General features: G+C 70.4%; 18 protein-coding genes and 1 pseudogene. 12 read left to right on the top strand and 7 right to left on the bottom strand.

Features of this window, described 5'->3' with window-relative positions; genetic code table 11:
* Positions 1–32: 32 nt before the first annotated feature.
* Positions 33–1,388, bottom strand: a complete 1,356-nt coding sequence (locus tag EL493_RS03460) for a hypothetical protein (RefSeq protein ID WP_019050064.1) — start codon at positions 1,386–1,388, stop codon at positions 33–35.
* A gap of 156 nt (positions 1,389–1,544) precedes the next feature.
* Between EL493_RS03460 and EL493_RS03455 the strand changes: the two genes are divergently transcribed.
* Together EL493_RS03455 and EL493_RS03450 are read left to right on the top strand one after the other, a co-directional pair.
* The gene (locus EL493_RS03455; RefSeq protein WP_022565944.1) at positions 1,545–2,237 is read left to right on the top strand and encodes a 3-hydroxyacyl-CoA dehydrogenase family protein; all 693 of its coding nucleotides are present in this window, start codon (positions 1,545–1,547) and stop codon (positions 2,235–2,237) included.
* Positions 2,234–3,121: a hypothetical protein gene (locus EL493_RS03450; RefSeq protein ID WP_019050062.1), complete on the top strand. Its 888-nt coding sequence runs from the start codon at positions 2,234–2,236 to the stop codon at positions 3,119–3,121. Before EL493_RS03455 ends, EL493_RS03450 begins: the two co-directional genes overlap by 4 nt.
* Here the strand turns inward: EL493_RS03450 and EL493_RS03445 are convergent.
* On the bottom strand, positions 3,007–3,627 hold the full coding sequence (locus EL493_RS03445; protein ID WP_022565945.1) for a YceI family protein: 621 nt from the start codon (positions 3,625–3,627) through the stop codon (positions 3,007–3,009). The genes EL493_RS03450 and EL493_RS03445 overlap by 115 nt on opposite strands.
* On the bottom strand, positions 3,624–3,959 hold the full coding sequence (locus tag EL493_RS03440) for a hypothetical protein (RefSeq protein WP_019050061.1): 336 nt from the start codon (positions 3,957–3,959) through the stop codon (positions 3,624–3,626). Before EL493_RS03440 ends, EL493_RS03445 begins: the two co-directional genes overlap by 4 nt.
* Before the next feature lie 121 nt (positions 3,960–4,080).
* On the opposite strand from EL493_RS03440, the gene EL493_RS03435 reads away from it, so the two are divergent.
* The 4 genes from EL493_RS03435 to EL493_RS03420 all read left to right on the top strand — a co-directional run bounded on the left by EL493_RS03435 (position 4,081) and on the right by EL493_RS03420 (position 13,455).
* Positions 4,081–6,999 carry an ATP-binding protein gene (locus tag EL493_RS03435; RefSeq protein ID WP_019050060.1) on the top strand — a complete coding sequence of 973 codons (2,919 nt, stop codon included), beginning with the start codon at positions 4,081–4,083 and terminating at the stop codon, positions 6,997–6,999.
* 92 nt (positions 7,000–7,091) lie between these two features.
* The gene (locus EL493_RS03430) at positions 7,092–8,891 is read left to right on the top strand and encodes an HSP90 family protein (RefSeq protein ID WP_022565946.1); all 1,800 of its coding nucleotides are present in this window, start codon (positions 7,092–7,094) and stop codon (positions 8,889–8,891) included.
* Positions 8,891–11,710 carry a hypothetical protein gene (locus tag EL493_RS03425; RefSeq protein WP_051719420.1) on the top strand — a complete coding sequence of 940 codons (2,820 nt, stop codon included), beginning with the start codon at positions 8,891–8,893 and terminating at the stop codon, positions 11,708–11,710. The genes EL493_RS03430 and EL493_RS03425 overlap by 1 nt, the downstream gene beginning before the upstream one ends.
* A gap of 17 nt (positions 11,711–11,727) precedes the next feature.
* Entirely contained in the window at positions 11,728–13,455 is a 1,728-nt protein-coding gene (locus EL493_RS03420) for a serine/threonine-protein kinase (RefSeq protein ID WP_019050058.1), read from the top strand.
* A 306-nt stretch (positions 13,456–13,761) separates the two neighbouring features.
* On the opposite strand, the gene EL493_RS03415 is transcribed toward EL493_RS03420, so the two are convergent.
* Positions 13,762–14,373 carry a TetR/AcrR family transcriptional regulator gene (locus EL493_RS03415; protein WP_030201607.1) on the bottom strand — a complete coding sequence of 204 codons (612 nt, stop codon included), beginning with the start codon at positions 14,371–14,373 and terminating at the stop codon, positions 13,762–13,764.
* A gap of 84 nt (positions 14,374–14,457) precedes the next feature.
* Here EL493_RS03415 and EL493_RS03410 point away from each other — a divergent pair, with 84 nt between their 5' ends.
* From EL493_RS03410 to lon, 5 genes are all read left to right on the top strand, one after another.
* Complete coding sequence (locus tag EL493_RS03410) at positions 14,458–15,237, top strand: Rv1157c family protein (RefSeq protein WP_022565949.1); 780 nt, start codon at positions 14,458–14,460, stop codon at positions 15,235–15,237.
* Positions 15,238–15,266: 29 nt separating this feature from the next.
* Complete coding sequence (locus tag EL493_RS03405) at positions 15,267–15,437, top strand: DUF2613 domain-containing protein (RefSeq protein ID WP_019050054.1); 171 nt, start codon at positions 15,267–15,269, stop codon at positions 15,435–15,437.
* Positions 15,434–16,507 carry a DUF3068 domain-containing protein gene (locus tag EL493_RS03400; protein WP_019050053.1) on the top strand — a complete coding sequence of 358 codons (1,074 nt, stop codon included), beginning with the start codon at positions 15,434–15,436 and terminating at the stop codon, positions 16,505–16,507. The genes EL493_RS03405 and EL493_RS03400 overlap by 4 nt, the downstream gene beginning before the upstream one ends.
* Positions 16,508–16,567: 60 nt before the next feature.
* A complete protein-coding gene (locus tag EL493_RS03395; protein ID WP_019050052.1) occupies positions 16,568–17,338 on the top strand; it encodes an oxygenase MpaB family protein in 771 nt (256 codons plus the stop codon).
* A gap of 93 nt (positions 17,339–17,431) precedes the next feature.
* Complete coding sequence (gene lon, locus EL493_RS03390; protein ID WP_022565950.1) at positions 17,432–19,834, top strand: endopeptidase La; 2,403 nt, start codon at positions 17,432–17,434, stop codon at positions 19,832–19,834.
* Positions 19,835–19,886: 52 nt separating this feature from the next.
* Here lon and EL493_RS03385 read toward each other — a convergent pair whose 3' ends face one another.
* The 3 genes and pseudogenes from EL493_RS03385 to EL493_RS03375 form a co-directional block, all read right to left on the bottom strand.
* Positions 19,887–20,207: a type II toxin-antitoxin system PemK/MazF family toxin gene (locus tag EL493_RS03385; protein WP_019050050.1), complete on the bottom strand. Its 321-nt coding sequence runs from the start codon at positions 20,205–20,207 to the stop codon at positions 19,887–19,889.
* A complete protein-coding gene (locus tag EL493_RS03380) occupies positions 20,204–20,428 on the bottom strand; it encodes a hypothetical protein (protein ID WP_022565951.1) in 225 nt (74 codons plus the stop codon). The genes EL493_RS03385 and EL493_RS03380 overlap by 4 nt, the downstream gene beginning before the upstream one ends.
* A 223-nt stretch (positions 20,429–20,651) precedes the next feature.
* Positions 20,652–21,059, bottom strand: a pseudogene (locus EL493_RS03375) (PaaI family thioesterase); the annotation flags it as partial.
* A gap of 147 nt (positions 21,060–21,206) precedes the next feature.
* Between EL493_RS03375 and EL493_RS03370 the strand changes: the two are divergent.
* Positions 21,207–22,286: a DNA polymerase IV gene (locus EL493_RS03370; protein ID WP_019050047.1), complete on the top strand. Its 1,080-nt coding sequence runs from the start codon at positions 21,207–21,209 to the stop codon at positions 22,284–22,286.
* Positions 22,287–22,321 lie beyond the last annotated feature (35 nt).

The following is a 22,321-nucleotide window of genomic DNA, read 5'->3' as shown; positions in this document are numbered from 1 at the left end:
TGCAAGCATGCGTGCTTGTTATTGGGGAAGGGCTACCAGCCGAAGGTCAGCAGGTGCATCGCGCCCACCGCGACACCGAGTACGCCACCGTGCAGGTACAGCAGCCAGGCGTCCTGCTCCACCGCGGCATAGAACATCTCCATGAACTCGCCCGGCGTCAGTTTCTGCAGCTTGCGGTCGGCGAAGGCGTCGATCTTTTTGGCCTGTTCCAGCACGAACTTCTCGTCGTCGACCATGCCCGGCGCCAGGCTCAGACCAGCGCCCGCGCCCGCGGTGGCCAGGTTGTCGAAGCCCTTGCGGCCGATCGCCGCGCGCACCATGAACGCGGTCGGGCCGAGCTGCTGATGGATCTCCTCGGCCACCACCCGCTCGATCAGCTGCCTGGTCTTGTCCCCGTTCGGGCCCTCGAGCAGCTCGTTGGACAGGTTCTCCACCGTCAGCACCTGGTAGGCCAGGATGTGGGCGAGGTCGGTCGCCGCCTGCGGCTGCCGCTTGGCCAGCAGCGCCTGGCGCCACAGGTACTTGTAGCGCGGCTGCGGGTCGCCCGGCTCGAAGACCATCTTGATCGCGATGACGTTCACGATCACGCCGATCGCGGCCGAGGCCAGCAGCACGATCACCCACGACGGCACCGCACCCCAGTACGGGATCCGCGAGTGCACGTGCAGGTACAGGGCCAGTACCAGGCCGAACGGCGCGCCGAGCAGACCGATCCTGGCCATGAACTTCAGTTCCGGCGCCGCGATGGTGGTGGTGAGGTCCTTGAGGATGTAGGGGTTCTTCTCCAGGTACCTGATCACGAAGTTCTTCACGTCGAGCAGCTGGTCGATGTTGTCGCCCAGGCTCGCGAAGGCGCGTCGGCACAGCGCGGGCAGATTCTTGTCGACGCGCTGGTAGACCGCCTGCTTCACCGGCCGCGGCAGCGAGCGCCACAGGTCCGGGTTCTCCCGGTACATGATCTCGTCCACGATCGGCTGCACCTGGTCGCGGGCCCGTTCGGCGAGGTAGTCACCGATGCCGTCGAGGTCGAGCTCGTGGATGAAGTCGCGCGGGCTGCCGATGCGCATCAGCGCCTTGTCGACGCAGATACTGGCCATCTTCTCCGACCGGGCCGGGATGAAGCCCTGGAAGCCGAGCCTGCGCCCGTCGCCGGAGAAGGTCGGCAGCACCTGCACCCGCCGCGGCAGGTACGGGTACAGCACGTGCAGCATCGGGACCCGGAAGCCCTTGAACTGGACCGGCCAGAACAGCATGAGCACGCCGGTCCAGTTGGTGAGCCAGCCGGCCAGCGCGCTGAAGATCGGAAAACTCACCAGGTCGACCACGAACTTCGTCTGCCCCGTCAGCTCTTCCCAATCGATGAAGAGTCCGGAGGCCAGTGTGGTCATGGATGAGCCCCCTAGTGCTGACGTGCGAAGAACGTGAAGAAGGTGAAGAACGTGAGGATAAGACAATCACATTCTGACCGCTAGGCTCGAAGCGCTGAGCCACCGAGGTCCGCGCCACCCGAGTTCGTCCCGTCACCGGATGCAGAGGGAGTCGTCGTGAGCAGTGTTCCGCAGAATCATCTGGATCGCCCGGTCGCCGTCGTAGGGGCGGGGACGCTGGGCAGACGTATCGCGCTGATGTTCGCCACCCGGGGCGGACTCGTGCGTATCACCGATCCCGGCGCCGAGGCGGGCGCGGCCGCGGTCGCCTTCGTCGAGGAGCAGCTGCCCGACGTGGCCGCCCAGGTGCCCGGTGGTTCGCCGGGCACCGTCGAGTACGTGCCGGAGCAGGCCGACGCGGTCGCGGGCGCCTGGCTGGTGGTCGAGGCGGTGCCGGAGAATCTGGAGCTCAAGAAGAAGATCTTCGCCCAGCTCGAGGCCGACGCCGACGCCGACGCGATCCTGGCCTCGAACTCCTCGTCCTACGCCAGCAGGCTGTTCACCTCGGGCCTGGCGACGGCCGACCGCATGCTCAACACACATTTCTATATGCCGCCGCAGTCGACGGTGCTCGATGTCATGTCCGACGGCGAAACTTCCCAGGACGTCCTGGAATTCGTGCTGAAGACGTTCCCGGAATATGGCCTGCACCCATTCCAGGTGCACAAGGAGAGCACCGGCTTCATCTTCAATCGCATCTGGGCCGCCATCAAACGCGAGGCGCTGCTGCATCGCTATGTCGACGCGGGCAAGCTCGGCGTGAAGACCGGCGAGGGCTTCTACGACGACTACCCGAAGCCGAACCGATGACCGAGCTGCTCGCGCTGGACCTGAAAGCCAATGTCATGCACGCCGTCTCGCTCGACGGCCGCTCGGTGCGCACGGTGGTCGACGGACTCGACCGATTCCCCGACGGCGTGGTGGTGGATCAGCTGCGCGGCCATATCTATTGGACGAACATGGGCGAGCCCGATCCCGGCGCGGACCCGGACACCGAACCGGAGTTCTTCACGCCCAACGGTTCCATCGAGCGGGTCGACCTCGACGGCGGCAACCGCACCACCATCGTGGCGCCCGGCGCCTTCACCACCGGCAAGCAGCTCACCGCCGATTTCGAAGCGGGCAGGCTGTATTGGTGCGACCGCGAGGGCATGGCGGTGCTCACCTGCGACCTGCACGGCAACGACCTGCATCCGATCGTGGTGACCGGGCGCGACCCGCGCGAGGTCCGCGACTGGTGCGTCGGCATCTGCGTGGACATGGATCGTCGCCTCGTCTACTGGTCGCAGAAGGGCGCGGCCAAGGCGGGCGACGGCCGCATCTTCCGCGCCCCGATCGAGCTGCCGCCCGGGGCCGACCCGGCCGATCGCCCCGATATCGAGCTGCTGTGGCAGGACCTGCCCGAGCCGATCGACCTGGAACTGTCCGGCCCGAGCCACCTGGTGTGGACCGACCGTGGCCGCAAACCGGAGGGCAATGCCCTCTACGCGGCCACGGTGCAGCCCGAGGTCGGCGCGCCGAAGGTGCTGTCGACCGGCTATCGGGAGGCGATCGGCCTGGCCGGTCTCGGCTGCTCCTTCTATGTGAGCGATCTCGGCGGCGGCATCAGGCTGGTGGACGTGGCCTCGGGCACCGATACCGAGCTGGCCCGGCTCGGCAGCCCGCTGACCGGGCTGGCGCTGGCCGACCTGTAGGGCCGCAGCACCACCTGCACCGCGATCCGCACGCAGCGCCCGATCACGAACTCGGGCACCCGCAGTCCGAGCAGCCTGCGATCCAGCACGGCTTCGGCGCTCACCGTCACCGTCTCGTCCCCGAGGGTGAACCGGGTGACGGTGAAGACCAGCGGTACGTCGCGGCCGCGCACCGTGGCCACGCCGGAGACCCGCCACTCCCCGTCGGTGCCGGTGATGTCGTCGGCGGCGAAGTACATGCGCGGGTGCCGGTCGAGGTCCAGCAGGCGAGGTTTGCGCAGGTCACGGTCGCGCCTGGCGTTGCCGGTGGTGATGGCGGCGAGGTCGGCGACGCCGGTGACGGCGGTCGGCTGCCCGTCGGGACCGACCGTCAGCCTGCCCGCCAGCACCGGCACCGTGCCCGTGACGGCACCACCGAAGTGGCCGACGCGGAACTGCGCGGTGCAGTCGCGCGGGGTGGCGTCCCAGTCCACCGAGCGGCGCTCCCCCAGCATGATCCAGTTCATGACCGCGCCTCCTCGGCGTAGATGGCGGCCGTGTCGTTGTGCCGCAGTACGGGATAGATCTCCACCCGATCCGGGCCGGGCAGCAGGGCCGGGTCCTCACCGGGCAGCAGTTCGGTGGCGAGGATGGCCGCGCGGACCGCGTCCAGCGCCGCCTCGGACTCGCCGAAACCGATCACCACGCCGGAACCGTCGGGTCGGCGCAGTTCGTAGTAGTCGAGCAGGCCCGGCACCGTGGCCAGTGCGGGTGCGATGCGGTTCGCGCTGGCGAAGTCGGCGGCGGCCAGTTCCGCCGCCGTGCGCGGCCGGTCGAACCAGACGAGGTGTGCGTACATGATTTTCAGCTCCTGACCTGGGGAATTCGGTGATTTCAGCATCGCCGCCACCGCGCCGGCGCGGATCAGTGCTAGTACGTAATCGCGGTACTGAACTTCGCGGGCGCGCGATACTGGTGCGATGCGGACTCCGGCGGTCGGACGGCACGAGGAGGTCGCGCGGTTGCGCGCGGCGGTGCTGGCCGCTGCCTCGGGCGGCGGGCGGTTCGTGCTGGTCAGCGGGCCGGCCGGGATCGGCAAGTCGTGGCTGGCCGAACGCGCGGTCGAGCTGGCGGGCGCGGCGGGCCTGCGGGTGGCCCGCGGCAACGCGCTCGACGACGCCGGGATGCCGCCACTGTGGCCGTGGCGCCGCGCGGCCCGCGAGCTGCCCGAGCTGGCGGCCGCGCTGGATACCGTCACCGAGCCGGGTGGCGGCGCGGCGGCGCGGCGGTTCCGGATGTTCACCGAGGTCGCCGACGTCCTCACCGCCGCCTCGGCGGACACCGGGTTGCTGCTGGTCCTCGACGACCTGCACTGGGCCGACCCGACCTCGCTGGCGCTGCTCACCCACGTCGTCACCGAGACGGCCCGCGCCAAACTGCTCGTCGTTGGCACCGCCCGCGAACCCGCGGGCCCGACTCTGCTCACCCACCAACCGGACTGGCTGCGTCTGGCGAACGCGCAGGCCCTCCCGATATCCGGGCTCTCCGAGCCGGAAGTCCGCTACTGGCTCGACCAGCGCGGACTGTCCCCCGACCTCGCCACCCGTGTCCACGACCGCACGGACGGCAACCCCCTGCTCGTCCGGCTGATCCTGGAATCCGGTGTGAACGAACAGGATTGCGGAACCGACGCCGTCCTCTCCCAGCCCGGCGTACGCAGACTCGTGCTGGCCCAACTCGACCGGCTCGCGCCCGCGGACATAGCGGTACTTGGCGCCGCCAGCGTGCTCGGCGAACGCATCGACTTCACGCTGCTCGAACAGCTCTGCGCCACCGCTGAATCCGAACACCGCGCCACAGCTGCCGATCTCGCAGTGCATCGGCGAGCGATCGATGGGGCGGACGAACCGAGCCATCGCGCAGCCGCCATCGTCGATACGGCATCGGATCCTCGTATGGCCGAGGCCAACCGGGCGGCCGCGCAAGTGAACCACCGCGTGCTGGACGCCGTCGACGCCGCGACCGCGGCGGGCATCGTGCGCCGATTCGAGGACGGCACAACCGGGTTCACCCACGCGCTGGTGCGCGACGCCGTCTACGCCGATCTGCGCCCGTCCCGCCGGACGACCTGGCACCGCGCCGCCGCGACGGCGCTGGCCGCGCGGGACGCCCCCGATTCCGCCATCGCCGGGGCGATCGCCACGCACTGGCGCCATGCCGCCGACTCCGCCGAAACGCGGCACTGGTCGCGCCGGGCGGCGCGGTCGGCGCGCGCCGCGGCGGCCCACGAGGACGCGATTCGCTTCGGGGAGTGGGCCGTCGAGGCGGCGGCCGGCGCGGCCGAGGCCGAACGCGCCGAGCTGCTGGTCGAACTGGCCAGGGACGAGTTCGCGGCGGGCCGCATCGCCGACAGTCTCGCCCACTGTGTCGCGGCCGCTGACCTGGCCGAGCGGGCCGCCCGGCCAGACCTGCTGGCCGAGGCCGCGCTGGTGGTTCACGGCGTCACCACCCCCACCGTGATGACCCGCCTCGACCAGCTCTGCGCCACCGCGCTGCGACGGCTCGAACCCGGAACGCACGACGACCTGATCGCCCGCATCCTGGCCAGGCACGCGCTCTCGGCCGCCGATCGCGGCGCGGGAGCCGAGGCCAGAGCGCTGTCGGAGCGGGCGATGCGGGCCGCCGAGCGGTCCACCGATCCCGATGTCGCCCTGGACGTCATCCACGCCAGGCACCTGTCGCTGGCCGCACCCGAATACCTGGCAGAACGAACCACGCTGGCGGCCAAAGCGATCGAGATCGCCGTCTACGCCGAACAGCCGCTGGCCCAGCTCTGGGGACATGTGTGGACAGCCGACGCGAGCCTGCAACGCGGCGATCTCGCGGCCTTCGACACCGCACTGGATCGCATCGAACTCCTGGCCGAGCAGCGACGTCTGCCGATCGCTCGCTGGCACCTGCTGCGCCTGCGCGCCACCCGCGCCGTACTCGTCGGCGAACTCGCCGCCGCGCTCGAATTCGACACCGCCGCCTACGAGTTGGCCCTCGGCATCGGCGACTTCTCGCTGGCCGGACTGCACCACGCCTTCCGCGGCATGTACGCGGTGATCGTCGGCCAGGTCGACCGCGACGAGCTGAACGCGGCCGTCGAGGCGCTGTCGTTCGCGCCGAAAATCCCCATCGCCCAGCTCTTCGCGCCGATGATGCACGCGCTGGCCGGTGACATCGAGGAAGCCACCGCGCTTTTCGCGCCCTTCCGCACCCTGCCCGACACCCTCGAACGCGGCCCACGCTGGGCGGGCACGGTATACAGCGTCGGTATCATCGCCGAACTGCTCGACGACGCCGACACCGCCGACCGGGTCTTCCACGCGCTGGCGGGCCAGGAGCAGCACTATTCCGCCGACGGCACGGGCGCGCTGATCTGCGTCAGCTCACTGGCCCGGGTCCGCGCCGACAACGCGCGCGTCGCCGGGCATCTGGACGCCGCCGTGGAGCTGTACCGGCGCGGCCTGGCGATGGACACCGGAATCGGCGCGCGACCTTTCGTCGCGCTCGGTCACCTCGGCCTGGCCCGTACCCTGCTCGCCCGCGCCGAGTTCACCGCCGCGCGCACCGAGGCCGAGCGGGCGGCGGCCGGCTTCCGCAGGCTCGGCATGGCGGGCAGGCTGGCCGCCGCCGACGTCCTGCTCACCCGGATCGACGCCGCCACCCGCACCGCCGATCCGCTCACGCCCCGGGAGCGCGAGGTCCGGGATCTCGCGGCATCGGGCCTGACGAATCGCGAAATCGCGACCCGCCTCGTGCTTTCCGAACGCACCGTCGAAACCCACATTCGCAACATCCTCGCCAAGCTGGGCGTCACCAATCGCACCGAGCTCGCCCGCGACCCGCGCTGAGGCTGGTCAGCCCCCGGGCATCGGGGCCGGTACGCGGCGCGAACTGCGGTTACAGTGGCCGGGCAAGTAGTGCTCGTGCTCGGAGGGGACCGGTGGTGGAACAGGTATTCCAGGTCGATTTGCGTGGTGTGGTCGACCTGCTCAGTCACCACCTGTACGGCAGTCCGCGGGTGTATGTGCGCGAGCTGATGCAGAACGCCGTCGACGCGAGCACCGCGCGCCCCGTGCTCGACCCGTCGGCCCAGCTCAGCGTGCGGATCGAGACCGCCGACCGCACCGGTGACGGCAGCATCCGGATCCACGACACCGGCATCGGGCTCACCGAGGCCGAGGTGCACACCTTCCTGGCCACCATCGGCCGCAGCGGCAAGCGCGACGATCTCGGCTTCGCCAGGCACGAGTTCCTGGGCCAGTTCGGCATCGGCCTGCTCTCGTGCTTCCTGGTGGCCGACGAGGTCACCGTGCTCACCCGCTCGGCGCGCGGTGGGCCGACGGTCCGCTGGACCGGCTTCGCCGACGGCCGCTACCGCGTCGAGCCCGCCGCGCAGAGCCGCGAGGAACCGGGCACCACCGTGATCCTGACGCCACGGCGCGGTGCCGAACAGTGGCTCACCGGCGCCACCGTCACCGAACTGGCCGCCCTGTTCGGGAGTCTGCTGCCGTTCGAGGTCACCGTCGACGGGCGCTCGATCACCGAACCCGAGGTGCCGTGGCGGGCCAACCACCCCACCCCCGACGACCGTAAGGCCGCGCTGGCCGCCTACGCCGAGGACACCTTCGGCTTCACCCCGTTCGCCACCTTCGATCTCAGCTGCGCCGAATCCGGCGTCACGGGTGTGGCTTTCGTGCTTCCGCAGCCGGTGAACCCGGCGGCCAAGGCCGGGCACCGGGTGTATCTCAAGCGGATGCTGCTCGCGGAGAGCGTCGCCGGGCTGTTGCCCGACTGGGCGTTCTTCGTGCGCTGTGTCGTCGACACCACCGAGCTGCGGCCCACCGCCAGCCGGGAGGCACTCTACGAGGATGACCTGCTCGAGGCCACCAGGGAGGCGCTCGGCGGGCAGATCCGGGACTGGCTGGTGGAGCTGTCCACCGCCGACCCTGCCGCGCTGGCCCGTTTCCTGCGCGTGCACGACCTTGGGGTGAAGGCGCTCGCCCTGCACGACGACGACATGCTCCGGCTGGTCGACCGATGGTTGCCGGTGGAGACCAACGCCGGCCAGATCCCGCTCGCCGAATTCCGGCGCCGCTTCGGCGGGGTCGGCTACACGCCGTCGGTGGAGGAGTTCCGCCAGCTCGGCGCGGTGGCGGCCGCGCAGGGCCTGGGCCTGGTGAACGGCGGCTACACCTACATCACCGAGATCCTCGAGCGACTGCCCGCGCTCGACCCCGGCATCCAGGTGACGCGCCTGGACACCGCCGCCCTGGCGACCCACTTCGACCTGGTCGACCCGTCGACCGAACTGGCGCTGCGCCCGTTCCTGTCGACCGCGCAGCGGGTACTCGACCGGCTCGACTGCGAGATCGTGCTGCGCACCTTCGATCCGCCCTCGCTCTCGGCGCTGTACCTGCTCGACCGCGACACCCAGCACCGCGCCGAACTGCGCGCCACCAGGGAGATCGCCGACGAGCTGTGGGCCGACGTCCTCGGCGCCTTCGATTCCGGCCGCGACGGTGACCGGCCGCAACTGGTGCTCAACCACCGGAATCCGCTGGTGCGCCGCATCGCCGGGCTCACCGACGCCCGCCTGGTGACGATGGCGGTGGAGGCGCTCTACAGCCAGGCGCTGCTGCTCGGCCAGCATCCGATGCGGCCGGTCGATACCGCGCTGCTGAACAAGTCGTTCGTCGGCCTGCTCGACTGGGCCGTGCATGATCCGCAGGGAGAACTCTGATGTCCGAGACAGCCGACGACCTCTGGCGGCTGCTCGCCCAGGCGGGGCAGATGCCCTACGGCGACGCCAAAGACGCCCTGCTGGAACAGGTCCTGCGACACGCCGAAGCCGGCGGCCACACCGACATCGCGTTCGGCACCCGCATGCGGTTGATCGCCGCCTACGCGCAGGGCATGAGCCCGGCCAAGCTGTTCGTCCCGTTCGCCCGCTGCCTGGCCGACTACGACCGCGACCCGGGCGCCTACGAGGAGTGGGTGCCGTCCTCGCTGCGCTGGGACTTCAAATTCGCGGTGCGGGCGATGACGACCTTCCCCGAGGTACCCAAGGACCGGGCGCTGGCCGCGCTCGACCAGATGGAGCGGCGGTACCGGGTGGAGGGCCAGAGCCTGCAGGCCGTCTACGCCTACCGGCACTACGTCGCCGAACACCTGGGTGACCGGGCCGCGGCCGAACACTGGTACGAAAGATGGTGCACCACACCGCGCGACGAGAATTCCGACTGCGCGGGCTGCGACCCGACCGGCCAGGTCGCCTGGCTGGCGCGACGGGGCCGTGACGCCGAGGCCGTCGAGCTGGCCGAGCCGGTCCTGCGCGGCGAACTGCACTGCGCCGAACAACCGCAGATGATCTTGACCGGCTTGCTGCTGCCCTATCTGCGCACCGGCCAGCTCGACGCGGCCCGCGACGCGCACCGCCGGTCCTACCGGGTGCTGCGCGGCAAACCCCAGGACCTGTCCGCCATCGCCACGCATCTCGAATTCTGCGCGCTGTCGGGCAATCAGGCCCGCGGCCTGGAACTGCTCGACCGGCACCTCGGCTGGCTGGACCGGGCGCCGCACCCGGCCGCGGCCCAGGATTTCGCCGCCGCGGCCGCGCTGCTGCTGCGCACTGTCGTCGACGCCGGTCACGGCGACACCGTCGTCCGGCGGCCCGCCCATCTCGACCGCCCCGCCGCCGAATCGACCGCGCGGGCACTGGGGCAGGAGCTCGCCGCCGAGGCGCTGGCGATCGCGGCGCGGTTCGATCAGCGCAACGGGACCGCGCACCAGACCGAGCTGGTCGACACGCTGCTGGCGAGCACCCCGATCGTGGACCGGCTGCCGCTGTCGGCCGCCGCCCTGCACCGGGCGCCCATCGAGCCCGCCCCCGCCCCGCTCGACCTGCCCGAGCTGACCACGGCCGAGCTGATCGAGCGGGCCGAGCTGGGCCAGGAACGCGACGCCATGACCGAGGTGGCGGTGCTGACCCGGCGGCTCGCCGCCGACGCCGAGCCCGCCGATCCGCTGCTGGCGGGCAGACGTGCCGCCGTGCTGGCGCGGGAGTCCACGCGCGGTGGCGACTGCCACGAGACCGAATCCCTGCTGCGCCAGGCGATCGAGCACTTCACCGTCGCGGGTGACGAGGACCGCCGCCAGATCGCGCTCGGTCGGCTCGGCGTGCATCTGTGCAGGCACGGTGATCCCGCCGAGGCCACCGCACTGCTGCGCGCGTCGCGCGCGCAGTTGGGCGCGTCCACCGATCCGGCGGTCCGGGTCGGCGCCGACCTGCGGCTCTCGGGTGGCCTGCTCGATCTGTACGACCGCGGACTGCTGACCGACGACGACGCCGCCGAACTGCCCGAACTGCTCGACCACGCCACGGCCGAGGCCGCCGCGTCGGGTGACGACTCGCTGATCGGCGATGTCGCCAAGCAGCGGATGTATCTGTCCGAGAACAACTCCCGTATCGAGGACGCCGAGACCGCGGCGCGGGCGGCGTGTTCGGCGTACCGCCGGGCGAGGCTGCCTTTCCGGGCCGCGACCACGCTCTACTATCTGGCCGGAATCCGCCGGGCCGCTGCGGAATTCGACGCCGCGCTCACCCTGCTCGACGAGGTCGTACCGCTGCTGGACGCCGACACCGCCGAGGGTTTCCGGCTGGCGGTGTACCGCCGCCGTGGTGAACTGCTGCTGCGCCTGGATCGTCCCGCCGAGGCCGTCGGCGAGCTGCTCACCGCCCTCGCGATCGCGAAATCCGCCGACCCGCACGAGGTGCCCTACACACAGTGGGACCTGGCCGCCGCCTACCGGGCCACCGGGCAGCTGCTCGACGCCGCCGAACTGGCCGAAGCGGCGATCGCCGCGCTGGACGCCGCCGAGGCGGGCGCGCCGGCGCGCAACTGCCGCTACCTGCTGGCCGGTCTGCACCGCTCGCTGCACGAACACGACCAGGCACTCGCGGTGTACGAAGCGATCATCGAATTCGACCGGTCCGTCGAGGATCTCGGTGACGAGGCCTACGTCCTCGCCGAAACCGCCGACCTGCTCGACACGCTGGACCGCGACGCCGAGGCCGCCGAACGCTACCGCCTCGCCGCCGAGGTGGCCGCACGTGTGGACGACCCGATCCGGGTCGTCTACTGCCGCTACAGCGCCGCCATGTCCCTGCACTGGTCCGGTGATTCGGCAGGCGCCGTCGCGGCCATCGATCCCGCCGACACCGCACTGGCCGAGCTCGCCGCCACCGGCCCGGATGCCGAACTGCTCAGCTGGCACCGCGCCCGCCTGGACCAGAACGCGGCCCGAATCCTGCACGCGGCCGGTCGGTTACCGGACGCGTTGCCGCGCGCCGAGGCGGCCGCCGCCGGCTTCCGCGCGATCGACGCCCTCGACCGGGCCGTGCGCGCCGACTACGACCACGCCCGGATCCTGCTCGGCCTCGACCGTGCCGCCGAAGCCGAGAAGGTCCTCGCGGCCGCGATCACCGACGTCGACGACACCCACCCCGCCTACGGCGCGCTCACCGGCCTGCTGGCCGAAACCCGCTCCACCCTCAGCTGATTCGAAGGATCCACGCGATGCAACCGCTCGGCACGAACGATCCACGCCAGATCGGCGCCTATCGGCTGCTCGGTGTGCTCGGCGCGGGCGGGATGGGCAAGGTCTACCTGGGCCGCAACGCGGGCGGTCGCACGGTGGCGGTGAAGGTGATTCGGCCGGATCTGCTGGGCGACCCCGAGTTCCGGGTGCGGTTCCGGCGTGAGGTCGCGGCGGCGCGGCGGGTCGGCGGGGCGTGCACCGCGCCGGTGCTCGACGCCGATGTGGAGGCCGACCCGCCGTGGCTGGCGACCGGTTTCGTGGCCGGGCTCGCGCTGTCGGACGCGGTCGCCAGGTTCGGACCGTTCAGCGAGCCCGCGCTGATCGCGCTCGGCCGTGGCCTGGCCGAAGCGCTCGTCGCGATCCACGGCGCGGGCGTGGTGCACCGGGACCTGAAGCCGTCCAATGTGCTGCTGGCGGTGGACGGGCCCAAGGTGGTCGACTTCGGGATCGCCCGCGCCGTCGAGGACACCGCGCTCACCACCACCGGCAAGGTGATCGGGTCCCCGGGGTTCATGTGCCCGGAGCAGGTCACGGGCGAACCGCTCGGTCCGGCCTGCGATGTGTTCGCCCTCGGCGGTGTCCTCACCTTCGCCGCCTCGGGACACGGTCCGTTCGGCAGCGCCGAACTCGTGCAGCTGCTGTGGCGGATCGTCTACGAGGAGCCGCGCCTGGACGGGCTGCCGCCGAGCCTGCGCCCGCTGGTCGGCGCGTGCGTGCGCAAGGACCCCGCCGCCCGGCCGACACCGCAACAGGTGCTGACCGAGCTGTCCGCGCTGAGTGGACCGGACCGGTCGGGCTGGCTGCCGCCCGCGGTGCTCGAAGAGGTGAGCATGCGCGCGGTGCGGCTGCTGGATCTCGACACCGGCCCGGAACCGCACCCCATCGGCGGCGCTCCGTCGACCACCGGCACACCCGCCCCGCCCCACCCCACCGGCAGCACACCGACTTGGACCGGCGCCGGCATGTACAGGCCGCCGTCGACCGGCAGCGAGTCGTGGACCGGCACCGGTGCGCACGGGCCGTCGTATCCGGCCGCCGGCACCGGTGGGCACACGCCACCACCCGGCCACCTCGCCCACCCGACGGTCGTTCGTCCGGCCGACGGTCCGACTCCGGCGCCGTGGTACGGGCCGGTAACCCCCATAGACACCGGTTCCGGGCCGTATCCGGTCGGTCGGCCGCCGGGGAAGTCTCATCGGACCCGCAATCTCCTGGCAGCTGCGGCCATCACCGTCGCGGTGGCCGTGGCGGTGGGCGCCTATCTGGTCGGTACCCAGTTGCGCGCGCCCGCGGACAGTGGGATCGCGAGCTCTACGGTCGTCGCGGGCAGCACCGGCGTGCCCAGCGGCACCCCGTCCGCCACGGTTCCGGCCGCCTTCCTCGGTACGTGGCGTGGGTCCGCCTCGGACGGTCCGGTGCGCTTCGAGATCGAGCTGACGATCAAGGAGGGCAAGGTGGGCCAGAAGGTCGCGACCTCGTCGAACACCGGCGCGATCTCCGGTGAGCGGTGCGAGCGGTCGGAGACGCTGACCGAGGCGACCACCCAGCGCCTGGTCTTCCGCGCGAAGCTGGCCGGTAAGAGCGCGGCGACCTGCACCGACGACGGCGCCGCGTCGGTCGTCACGCTGCAGCCCGACGGTGGCCTCGCCTACAGCACGCCGGGGGTTTTCGGCGGCACCATCGGCGGCATCCTGCGCAAGTCCTGACCACGGGTCATATGGTTTGCCGAAAGGTTGCCAACCGATCGGTAACCGGACCGAAACGGCGAACCGGGCACCCCGCGGGCCGGGTGGTGGTTCACTACGGACACGAGTTCGTTTGGACCACCGACCAGCACATCCGCCCAGGTGATACCGGTCTCAGGGATTCAGCCATTGCGATCTGGGTCACTGCTATGCCAGACTCTCGTGCCACACTGTGAAGCCGTCCGGTCTCACAATGTCCGGAAAGGGAGTGGGTTGAGCAAGCGGCACATGCGCGAAGTTGCCACCCTCCCGGCGGTTGCGCGGAATTCAGCCCTGATCGACGAGCGCGAGCGCCGCGGCGGTCAACAGGTCGACCAGTTCGCCGACCGGCGGACGCGACTCGCGCAGCAGCCACTCGTGCGCCACGCCGTTCACCGCGCCGGTCAGCAGGCCGGTGGTGAGCTGCGCGTCGCCCCGCAGCCGCACGCCCTTCGCGGCCAGCGCCGACTCGATCAGCGCCGACCAGGAATGCCGCCGCTCCCGGCGATGGTCCTCCATCCGGTCGCTCACCCCGACGACCTCGATCAGCGCGACCTGCGCGCGGTACGGGTCCGAGCCGAGCGATTCCAGGTACGCCGCGAAGCCCCCACGCAGCGCGGATTCCCAGTCGGCGTGCAGCACCACCTCGGCGGCGACCGCCGCGGCGGCGTCGTCCTGGATGCGGTCGTAGGCCGCGATGAGCACGTCCTCGCGGGTCTCGAACTCCTCGTAGAACTGCCGCTTGGACAGTCCTGCCGCCGCGCACACCTCGGCGAGCGAGCACGTCGTGTACCCGCGTTCGGCGAAGATCCGCGTTGCCGCCTCCAGGAACCGCTGGCGCCGTTCGGCTTTACGCGCGACGACTGTACGACCCCCATACCGTCTGTCCGCTGTAGTCACCTCTCCAATGTATCTGAAACCCGGGATCACACTTATATTTCCGGGCTGCTCCAACCAATCCCCACAAAGAAGGACGGCTGACCAGTGCTGCGCACCCGAGGCTCGCGGACCGCATTGTCCGCTCTCGTACTAGCGGTGAGTGCCTCACTCGCCGCACCGGCATCGACCCTGGCTGCCCCGCGGCCCGCGGCTCAGCCGAGCGTTCCGTCGATCGCGGAGAACGTTCCCTCCGAGACGCTGGTCGCGCTGGCACCGTCGATCGTAAGCGCCGTGTCCGCCCCCGGCCCCATCGCCGACGGCGCGCAGGCCGCGATCCTGGCCCAGGCGCGCGTGCTGCTCGCCACCCCGGGCATCCCCGCCCAGGTCAAGACCACGCTGGAGAAGGTCATCACCTTCCTCGACGGCAGTGGCGGCGGCGGCCCCGAGCTCCCGCCCTCCGACGGCCCGCGCATCGCGCAGTTCGTCAACCCGACCATCGGCAAGGGCTGCATCGGCCCGACCTCCGATTCCGTCGGCACCGCGCTGGCCGTACCCGGCCCGGCCGAACTGCCGCCGCCCGGCCCGGCCGCGGGCCAGACCGGTTTCGTGTTCACCGCGCTGGGTACCAAAGCTCCCACCGCCGTGCAGAATCCGCCGATGACCGTGCAGTGGGTCAACCTCGACAACCGGCGCTCGGGTAACCAGCAGCTCACCGCCGAGGCCGGGATCAACCCGGGCGGGCCCGCCACCCTCTCGGCCATCGCCGACACGGGCAACGGCCGGATCGCGGCGGTCATCACCGGCGGGCTCACCACGACGACCGCCGACGGCGACGTCCGCACCTGCACCTTCGCCCCGACCATCGGGTTCTTCACCGTCGGTTGAGCCGACGAAACGTATTGGAGTTTCCAGTTATGAAGTTTGCCGTCCCCGGCCTGGTCAGCGGGCTGGCCGGCGCGATTCTCGGGGTGATCGCCGTACTCGGCATCACCGCGGGCGCGCAACAGAATTCGATCCCGGCACCCGAGACGACCGCTGATCCCGGTTCCTCGGTGCTCGGCAACGTGACCTACGGCAGCCGATGAGCAACGGGCGCAGGACTATCGCCTGCATCCTCGTCGGCCTCGGCGCGCTGCTGCTCGCCGCCGCGGTCATGATCCCCACCTACACCGTGGACAAGGTCGCCAAGACCCCGCTCGACCTGCGCATCACCACCGTGGCCAAGAGCGTGCCCGGTGAGGACAGCATGGTGCTCGACTCGAAGTCGCTGGTCTCGCCCGAGGGCTCGGCCAAGGTGGACAAGGTCGCGGTCTCCTCGCAGCGCTTCCTCACGGTCGAGGAGCCGTCCGACGCCGACCAGATGACGGTCCAGGCCGGCCAGACCCTGCGCCGCGACGACCGCGACGGTGACGCGGGCGTGCTCGACGCGAAGGTCGACCGGGTCACCATCGACCGGTTCACCGGCGCGCCGGTGCCGACCTCGCCCAACGGTTCCATCGCGGTCAACGTCGACAAGTCCGGTGCCTCGGTGGCCGATGCCACGAGCCGCGAGGGACTGCAGTACCGGTTCCCGATCGGCACCGAGAAGAAGTCGTACCCGTACTTCGACGTGAACGCCCGCGCGACCTTCCCGATCGACTTCGTCGAGGAGACGCAGATCGACGGGATGCCGGTGTACTACTTCAAGCAGAGCATCCCGGTCACCAACCTCAACGATGTCGCGCCCACCGCGACCAGCAAGCTGTCGCTGCCCGCGGCCAAGTGGGGCCTCGAGGGTGACGGCGAGGTGACCATGTACCGCTTCTACACCAACGTCCGTGAGGTGTGGGTGGAGCCGCGGACCGGCGCGGTCATCAAGGGTGGCGAGCACCTGCACCTGTTCTACGGCCGCAGCGCCAACCAGGTCGACCTCACGGCCCTCAAGTCGCACCTCGTGTTCGACCAGGAGACCATCGACGCCCAGATGGCCGTCACCCAGGACAGCCTGGACAAGCTCGACCTGTTCGGCAAGACCCTGCCGATCATCCTGGGCATCCTCGGCGCGATCCTGCTGCTGGCCGGCGCCGCCCTCGGCGTCCTGAGCAGCGGCGGCGGCTCCCCCACCCGCCGCACCTACGACCCGCCCACCGAGCAGATCCGCACCACCAATCTCTAGGTTCCCCTGCACGACGAAGCCTCTCCGGACCACCCCGGAGAGGCTTCGCTCGTTTCCGATGTGCTCGGCTCCACCGGCGGCACCTATGACGCCAACCGGCCCGACTCCCAGCTGTGGATCCATGTCACCGCCTGGCACTCCATCCTCTACTGCTACGAGAAGTTCGGTCCCGGGCGGCTGAGCGAGGCCGAGGAGAACCAGTTCTGGGCCGACTGCGCCACCGCCGCCGAGTTCCAGACCATCGACCCCGCCACCGTGCCGCGCTCGCGCGCCGAGGTGCTGGAGTTCTTCGAGCGGTGGCGTCCGCACCTGGCCGTCTCCGAGGACGCGCAGGGCATGGTCGACTTCATCCTCGGCCTCGACATCGCGCTCCCGCCGGAACTGCCCCAGCGCACCCGGGTGGCGCTGGCCCCGGCCATCTGGCTGCTGCGCAAGGGCGTCATCGCGACCTACCCGAAGTACATGCGCAAGATGTTCGGCCTGAACCAAGGGCCGCTCACCGACCTCGCGGTGCGAACCCCGCTGCGGATGCTGCACACCGTCCTGGATCGGGTCCCGGCGCTGAAGTTCTGGTTCGTCGGCCTGATGGCGCCGACCGCGACCGCGGTGCTCGCCCCCGTCGCCCTCGGGATCCCGGCCGTCGAACAGATCACCATGACCCCGCGCGAGGCCCAGGCCCGCTACGGCTACGACATTCCGTCCGAGGCGCACCCGGACCTGCGCGCCAAGCAGTTCGAGCGGGTCTTCGAGGCGGGCGACAAGCCGTCCGACGAGGGGCTGGTCGAGTCCGAGGAACACATCGGCGGCATGATCCCCGCCCAGCGGGGCTGATCTCGTTCGCCGTGAGTGAACCGCGGCACCGGCAGGAACAAACGATCACCGACCTGGGTTGAGTCAGCAAAGCTCAACTTTGGAAGGGTCGTCATGACTACAGCTCAGAACCTGCCGGTGCTGTTCCTCACCGATCCGATCGTGCTGCCGGGCATGGTCGTGCCCATCGAACTGGACGAGTCCGCGCAGGCCGCCATCGACGCCGCGCAGGCCGGGAAGACCGGCGCCGTGCTCATCGCCCCCCGGCTCGACGAGGGCTACGCCTCCTACGGCGTCGTCGCCTCGATCGAGCAGGTCGGGCGGATGCGCGGCGGTGCGCCGGCCGCCGTCCTGAAGGCCGAGCGCAGGGCCCGCATCGGGCACGGCGTCACCGGCCCCGGCGCCGCCCTGTGGGTGGAGGCCGAACCGGTCGACGAGGTCGCGCCCGACGAGCGCACCGTCGAACTGGCCGCCGAATACAAGAAACTGGTCGTCGCCGTGCTGCAGCGCCGCGAGGCCTGGCAGATCATCGACATCGTCAACCAGCTCGACAAGCCCGACGCCATCGCCGACACGGCCGGTTACGCGCCGTACCTGTCCGACGACCAGAAGCGCGAACTGCTGGAGACCCCGGACGTCGCCGCCCGGCTGACCAAGCAGATCGAGTGGATCAAGGACCACATCGCCGAGGTCGAGGTCACCGAGAAGATCTCCGAGGATGTCCGCGAGGGCATGGAGAAGAGTCAGCGCGAGTTCCTGCTGCGCCAGCAGCTCAACGCCATCCGCAAGGAACTCGGCGAGGACGAACCCGACGGCGCCGACGACTACCGCACCCGCGTGGAGACCGCCGACCTGCCCGAGAACGTGCGCGCCGAGGCGCTGCGCGAGGTGGGCAGGCTGGAGCGGGCCAGCGATCAGAGCCCGGAATCGGGCTGGATCCGCACCTGGCTCGACACCGTGCTCGACCTGCCGTGGACGGTGAAAACCGAGGACAACAGCGATGTCTCGGCCGCCCGCGCTGTGCTCGACGCCGACCACCACGGCCTGGACGAGGTCAAGGACCGCATGGTCGAGTACCTGGCGGTGCGCTCCCGGCGCGCCGCGCGGGGACTCGAGGTCGTCGGCGGGCGTGGCTCCGGCGCCGTGATGGTGCTGGTGGGTCCGCCCGGTGTCGGCAAGACCTCGCTGGGTGAGTCGGTCGCGAAGGCCCTGGGCCGCAAGTTCGTTCGCGTCGCCCTCGGCGGCGTGCGCGACGAGGCCGAGATCCGTGGCCACCGGCGCACCTATGTCGGCGCGCTGCCCGGCCGGATCGTGCGCGCGGTGAAGGAGGCCGGTTCGATGAACCCGGTCGTGCTGCTGGACGAGATCGACAAGGTGGGCTCCGACTTCCGCGGTGACCCCGCGGCGGCGCTGCTCGAGGTCCTCGATCCCGCGCAGAACCACACCTTCCGCGATCACTACCTGGACCTGGATCTCGACCTGTCGAACGTGCTGTTCATCGCGACCGCCAACGTCATGGACACCATCCCCGGCCCGCTGCTGGACCGGATGGAGCTCATCACCGTCGACGGTTACACCGAGGCCGACAAGGTGGCCATCGCCCGCGACTTCCTGGTGCCCCGGCAGCTGGAACGCAACGCGCTGACCGCCGAGGAGGTCACCGTCACCGACGCGGCCCTGCGCGAGATCGCGGCGAACTACACCCGGGAGGCGGGTGTGCGCCAGATGGAGCGGCTGGTGGCCAAGGCGCTGCGCAAGGCGGCGACGAAGCTGTCCGGCGCGGTCGACGGCGCGAAGGTCGTCGACATCGGCCTCGGCTACGACCCGGCGCTCGGCTACGACAACGGGGACGCGAACCTGACCGTCGACGTCGGCAACCTGACCGACTACCTCGGCCGTCCCCGCTTCACGCCGGACTCGGTGGAACGCACCTCGGTCCCCGGCGTGGCGACGGGCTTGGCGGTCACCGGTGCCGGTGGCGATGTCCTCTACATCGAGGCCAATGCCGCCGAGGGCGAGCGGTCGCTGACCCTGACCGGTCAGCTGGGTGACGTCATGAAGGAGTCGGCGCAGATCGCGCTCACCTACGTGCGCTCGCACCTGGAGGAGATCGGCATCGAGCCGAAGGTCCTGGACCGCAACATCCACATCCACTTCCCGGCGGGTGCGGTGCCCAAGGACGGACCGTCGGCGGGCGTCACCATGGTGACCGCTCTGGTGTCGCTGGCACTGGGCCGTCAGGTGCGCGGTGATGTCGGCATGACCGGCGAGGTCACGCTGAACGGCCGCGTCCTGCCGATCGGCGGCGTGAAGCAGAAGCTGCTCGCCGCCCAGCGCGCCGGCCTGAAGACCGTCTTCATCCCGGCCCGCAACGAACCGGACCTCGACGAGGTCCCCGCCGAGGTGCTGGCCGCCCTGGATGTCCGCCCCGTCGCCGACGTCGCCGACATCCTGGCCTACGCCATCGAACCCATCGCCGAACCAGCCGCCGACACCCCCTTCGCCGTCAGCGCCTGATCCACCGAGAACCAGGGCGGTGCACACGAGTTGTGCACCGCCCTTTCGGCGCTCAGAACAGGCCGAGTTTCAGCATCAGGGCCCGATCGAGGTCGGCGAGCTCGGTGCCGCCGAGCGAGCCTTTGAATTCGCCCAGTCGCTCCGGGGCGATGGTGAAGATCTGGTCGGTGAGGATTCTGGTTTTCGTCCCGTCGAATTCGATCTCCGGGCGATAGATCGCGGCGCCCGCGCCGGTCGAGGTCATCGCGACGATGACCGTGCTGGCCGGGAACCGGTCGGATTGGATGATGACGCAGTACCGATGTCCGCGCTGTTCGTGGCCGCGGCTACCTGGGATCGCTTTGATCTCGTATATCGCGCCACGGAAGATCACTCGGCGACGCCCATGAACCGCTGGATCGCCAGCATCTCCGCGCGATCGTCCGCGTCCTTCTCCAGCCGCTCCGCATCGGCGGTCGCCTGTTCGAGCAGCAGCTCCTTGTAGGCGCGCAGCAGTGCGTAGCGGACGGCCTCGGATCGGGAACGGCCGTCGCTGGTCAGGATGTTCAGCGCCTTTTCCATCGCCTCGTCGGTTCGAACATTGAGTGCACCCATACCTCCGAGTGTATCGCAATTTGTAATACACGAGGTATGGGGCACTTTTCCGCCGCTATCGGCTGACGGTTGGGGGCAGGGCGGCGGCTTTGAGGTGGTCGGGGGTGATGACGGTGAGTTCGTCGGTGGCGTAGTCGTCCTGGTCGTCGTCGTCGAATTCGTCGTCGGTGTCCTCGTCCGCGGCTTCGGCGACCTTCTCCAGGTCCTTCTCGACGCGGCGGGTGGTGCCCTGGGCGACGGCGCACAGGACGGGTTCCTCGCCCTCGATCTCGGCGTAGACGTCGCAGTGGGTGACGGCCTGGCGGCGGGTGGCGCCCAGGACGGTGGCGTGCACGCGCAGGCGCTCGCCCTGAGCGGGCCGCAGGTAGGTGATGGTGAAGCCGCCGGTGAGGACATTGGGGCCGAGCACGGTGCCCGCGGCGAAGGTGAGCGCGTTGTCGGCGGCGTAGGCCAGCACGCCACCGTGCACGAAGCCGAACTGCTGCCCGTGTTCGGGCTGGATCTCGATCACCAGGGTCGCCGCGCCGTCGCCGAACTCGGTGAGTTCGGTGCCGACGAGGCGCGCGAACGGTTGCGCGGCGAGTACCTGGCGGGCCAGGTCGAGGTCGAGGGTGGTGGCTTCGGTCGGCATCGGGTGTTCCGTTCTTCGAGCTCGGTCGTGACATCGGTTGGCGCGCTACGGATATTGCCATCCGGTCGAAGCGGACAGCACTCGGAGTGCCACGCGGCCGACGCTGGGTTGCGGCGGTTTGTCGGTACCTGCGGCGATACTGCAACCGTGCCCCAGTGGCTGCTGCACGTCGATCTCGACCAGTTTCAGGCGGCGGTGGAATTCCGGCGCCGCCCTGAGCTGCGCGGACAGCCGGTGATCGTCGGCGGGGAGGGCGATCCGGCGCAGCCGCGCAAGGTCGTCACCTGCGCGTCCTATCCGGCCAGGGCCTTCGGCGTGCGCGCCGGCATGCCGCTCAAGCAAGCCCAGCGCAAATGCCCCGACGGCGTCTTCCTGCCGGTCGACATGGCCGCCTACGAAGTCGCCTCCGACGAGATCATGGCGACGCTGGGCCGGGTCGCCGGCCCGGTCGAGGTGTGGGGGATGGACGAGGCGTTCGTCGCCACCGACGGCGATCCGTGGCGGCTCGCGGGCGAAATCCGCGCCGCTGTGCGCGAACTCGGGCTCACCTGCTCGGTCGGCATCGGCGACAACAAGCTCACCGCCAAGCTGGCCACCGGCTTCGCCAAGTCGACCGGCAAGACCTCCGCCGAACCCGAGCACGACCCGGGCGCCGCCGCGGGCGTCTTCGAGCTCACCGCCTCGAATTGGACCGAGCTCATGGGCCACCGCCCCACCGACGCGCTGTGGGGTGTCGGCGCCCGGATCGCCAAGCGCCTGGCCGAACTCGGCATCGGCACCGTCGCCGACCTGATGGCCGCCGACCCCCGCCGCCTGGCCGCGGAATTCGGGCCCAACACCGGTCCTTACCTGCGCGTCCTCGGTCACGGCAAAGGCGACACCGAGCTCTCCACCACTCCGCGGATCCCGGTGGGCCGCAGCAAGTCCGAGACCTTCCCGCACGATCTCACCGACCCCGCCGAGATCCGCCGCGAGGTCGCGCGGCTGGCCACCGAGGTCGCCGAGGAGATGCTCGCGCACCGGCGGATCAGCACCCGCGTAGCGGTCACCGTCCGCACCAAGACCTTTTACACCCGCAGCAAGCAGCAGAAACTCCCCCGCCCGACCACCGACATCGCCACCATCGTCGAGACCGCGCTGGCCATCGTCGACCGCTTCGAACTGGACCGGCCCATCCGCCTGCTCGGCGTCCGCCTGGAACTGCTCCCGCCCGATCAGGACGGTTGATCAGGAACGATTGGTCCACGCGCGGACACGGTTCG

The sequence above is a fragment of the Nocardia asteroides genome (assembly GCF_900637185.1).
Taxonomy (GTDB): Bacteria; Actinomycetota; Actinomycetes; order Mycobacteriales; family Mycobacteriaceae; genus Nocardia; species Nocardia asteroides.
This window is presented reverse-complemented; position numbering and strand designations above follow the sequence as displayed.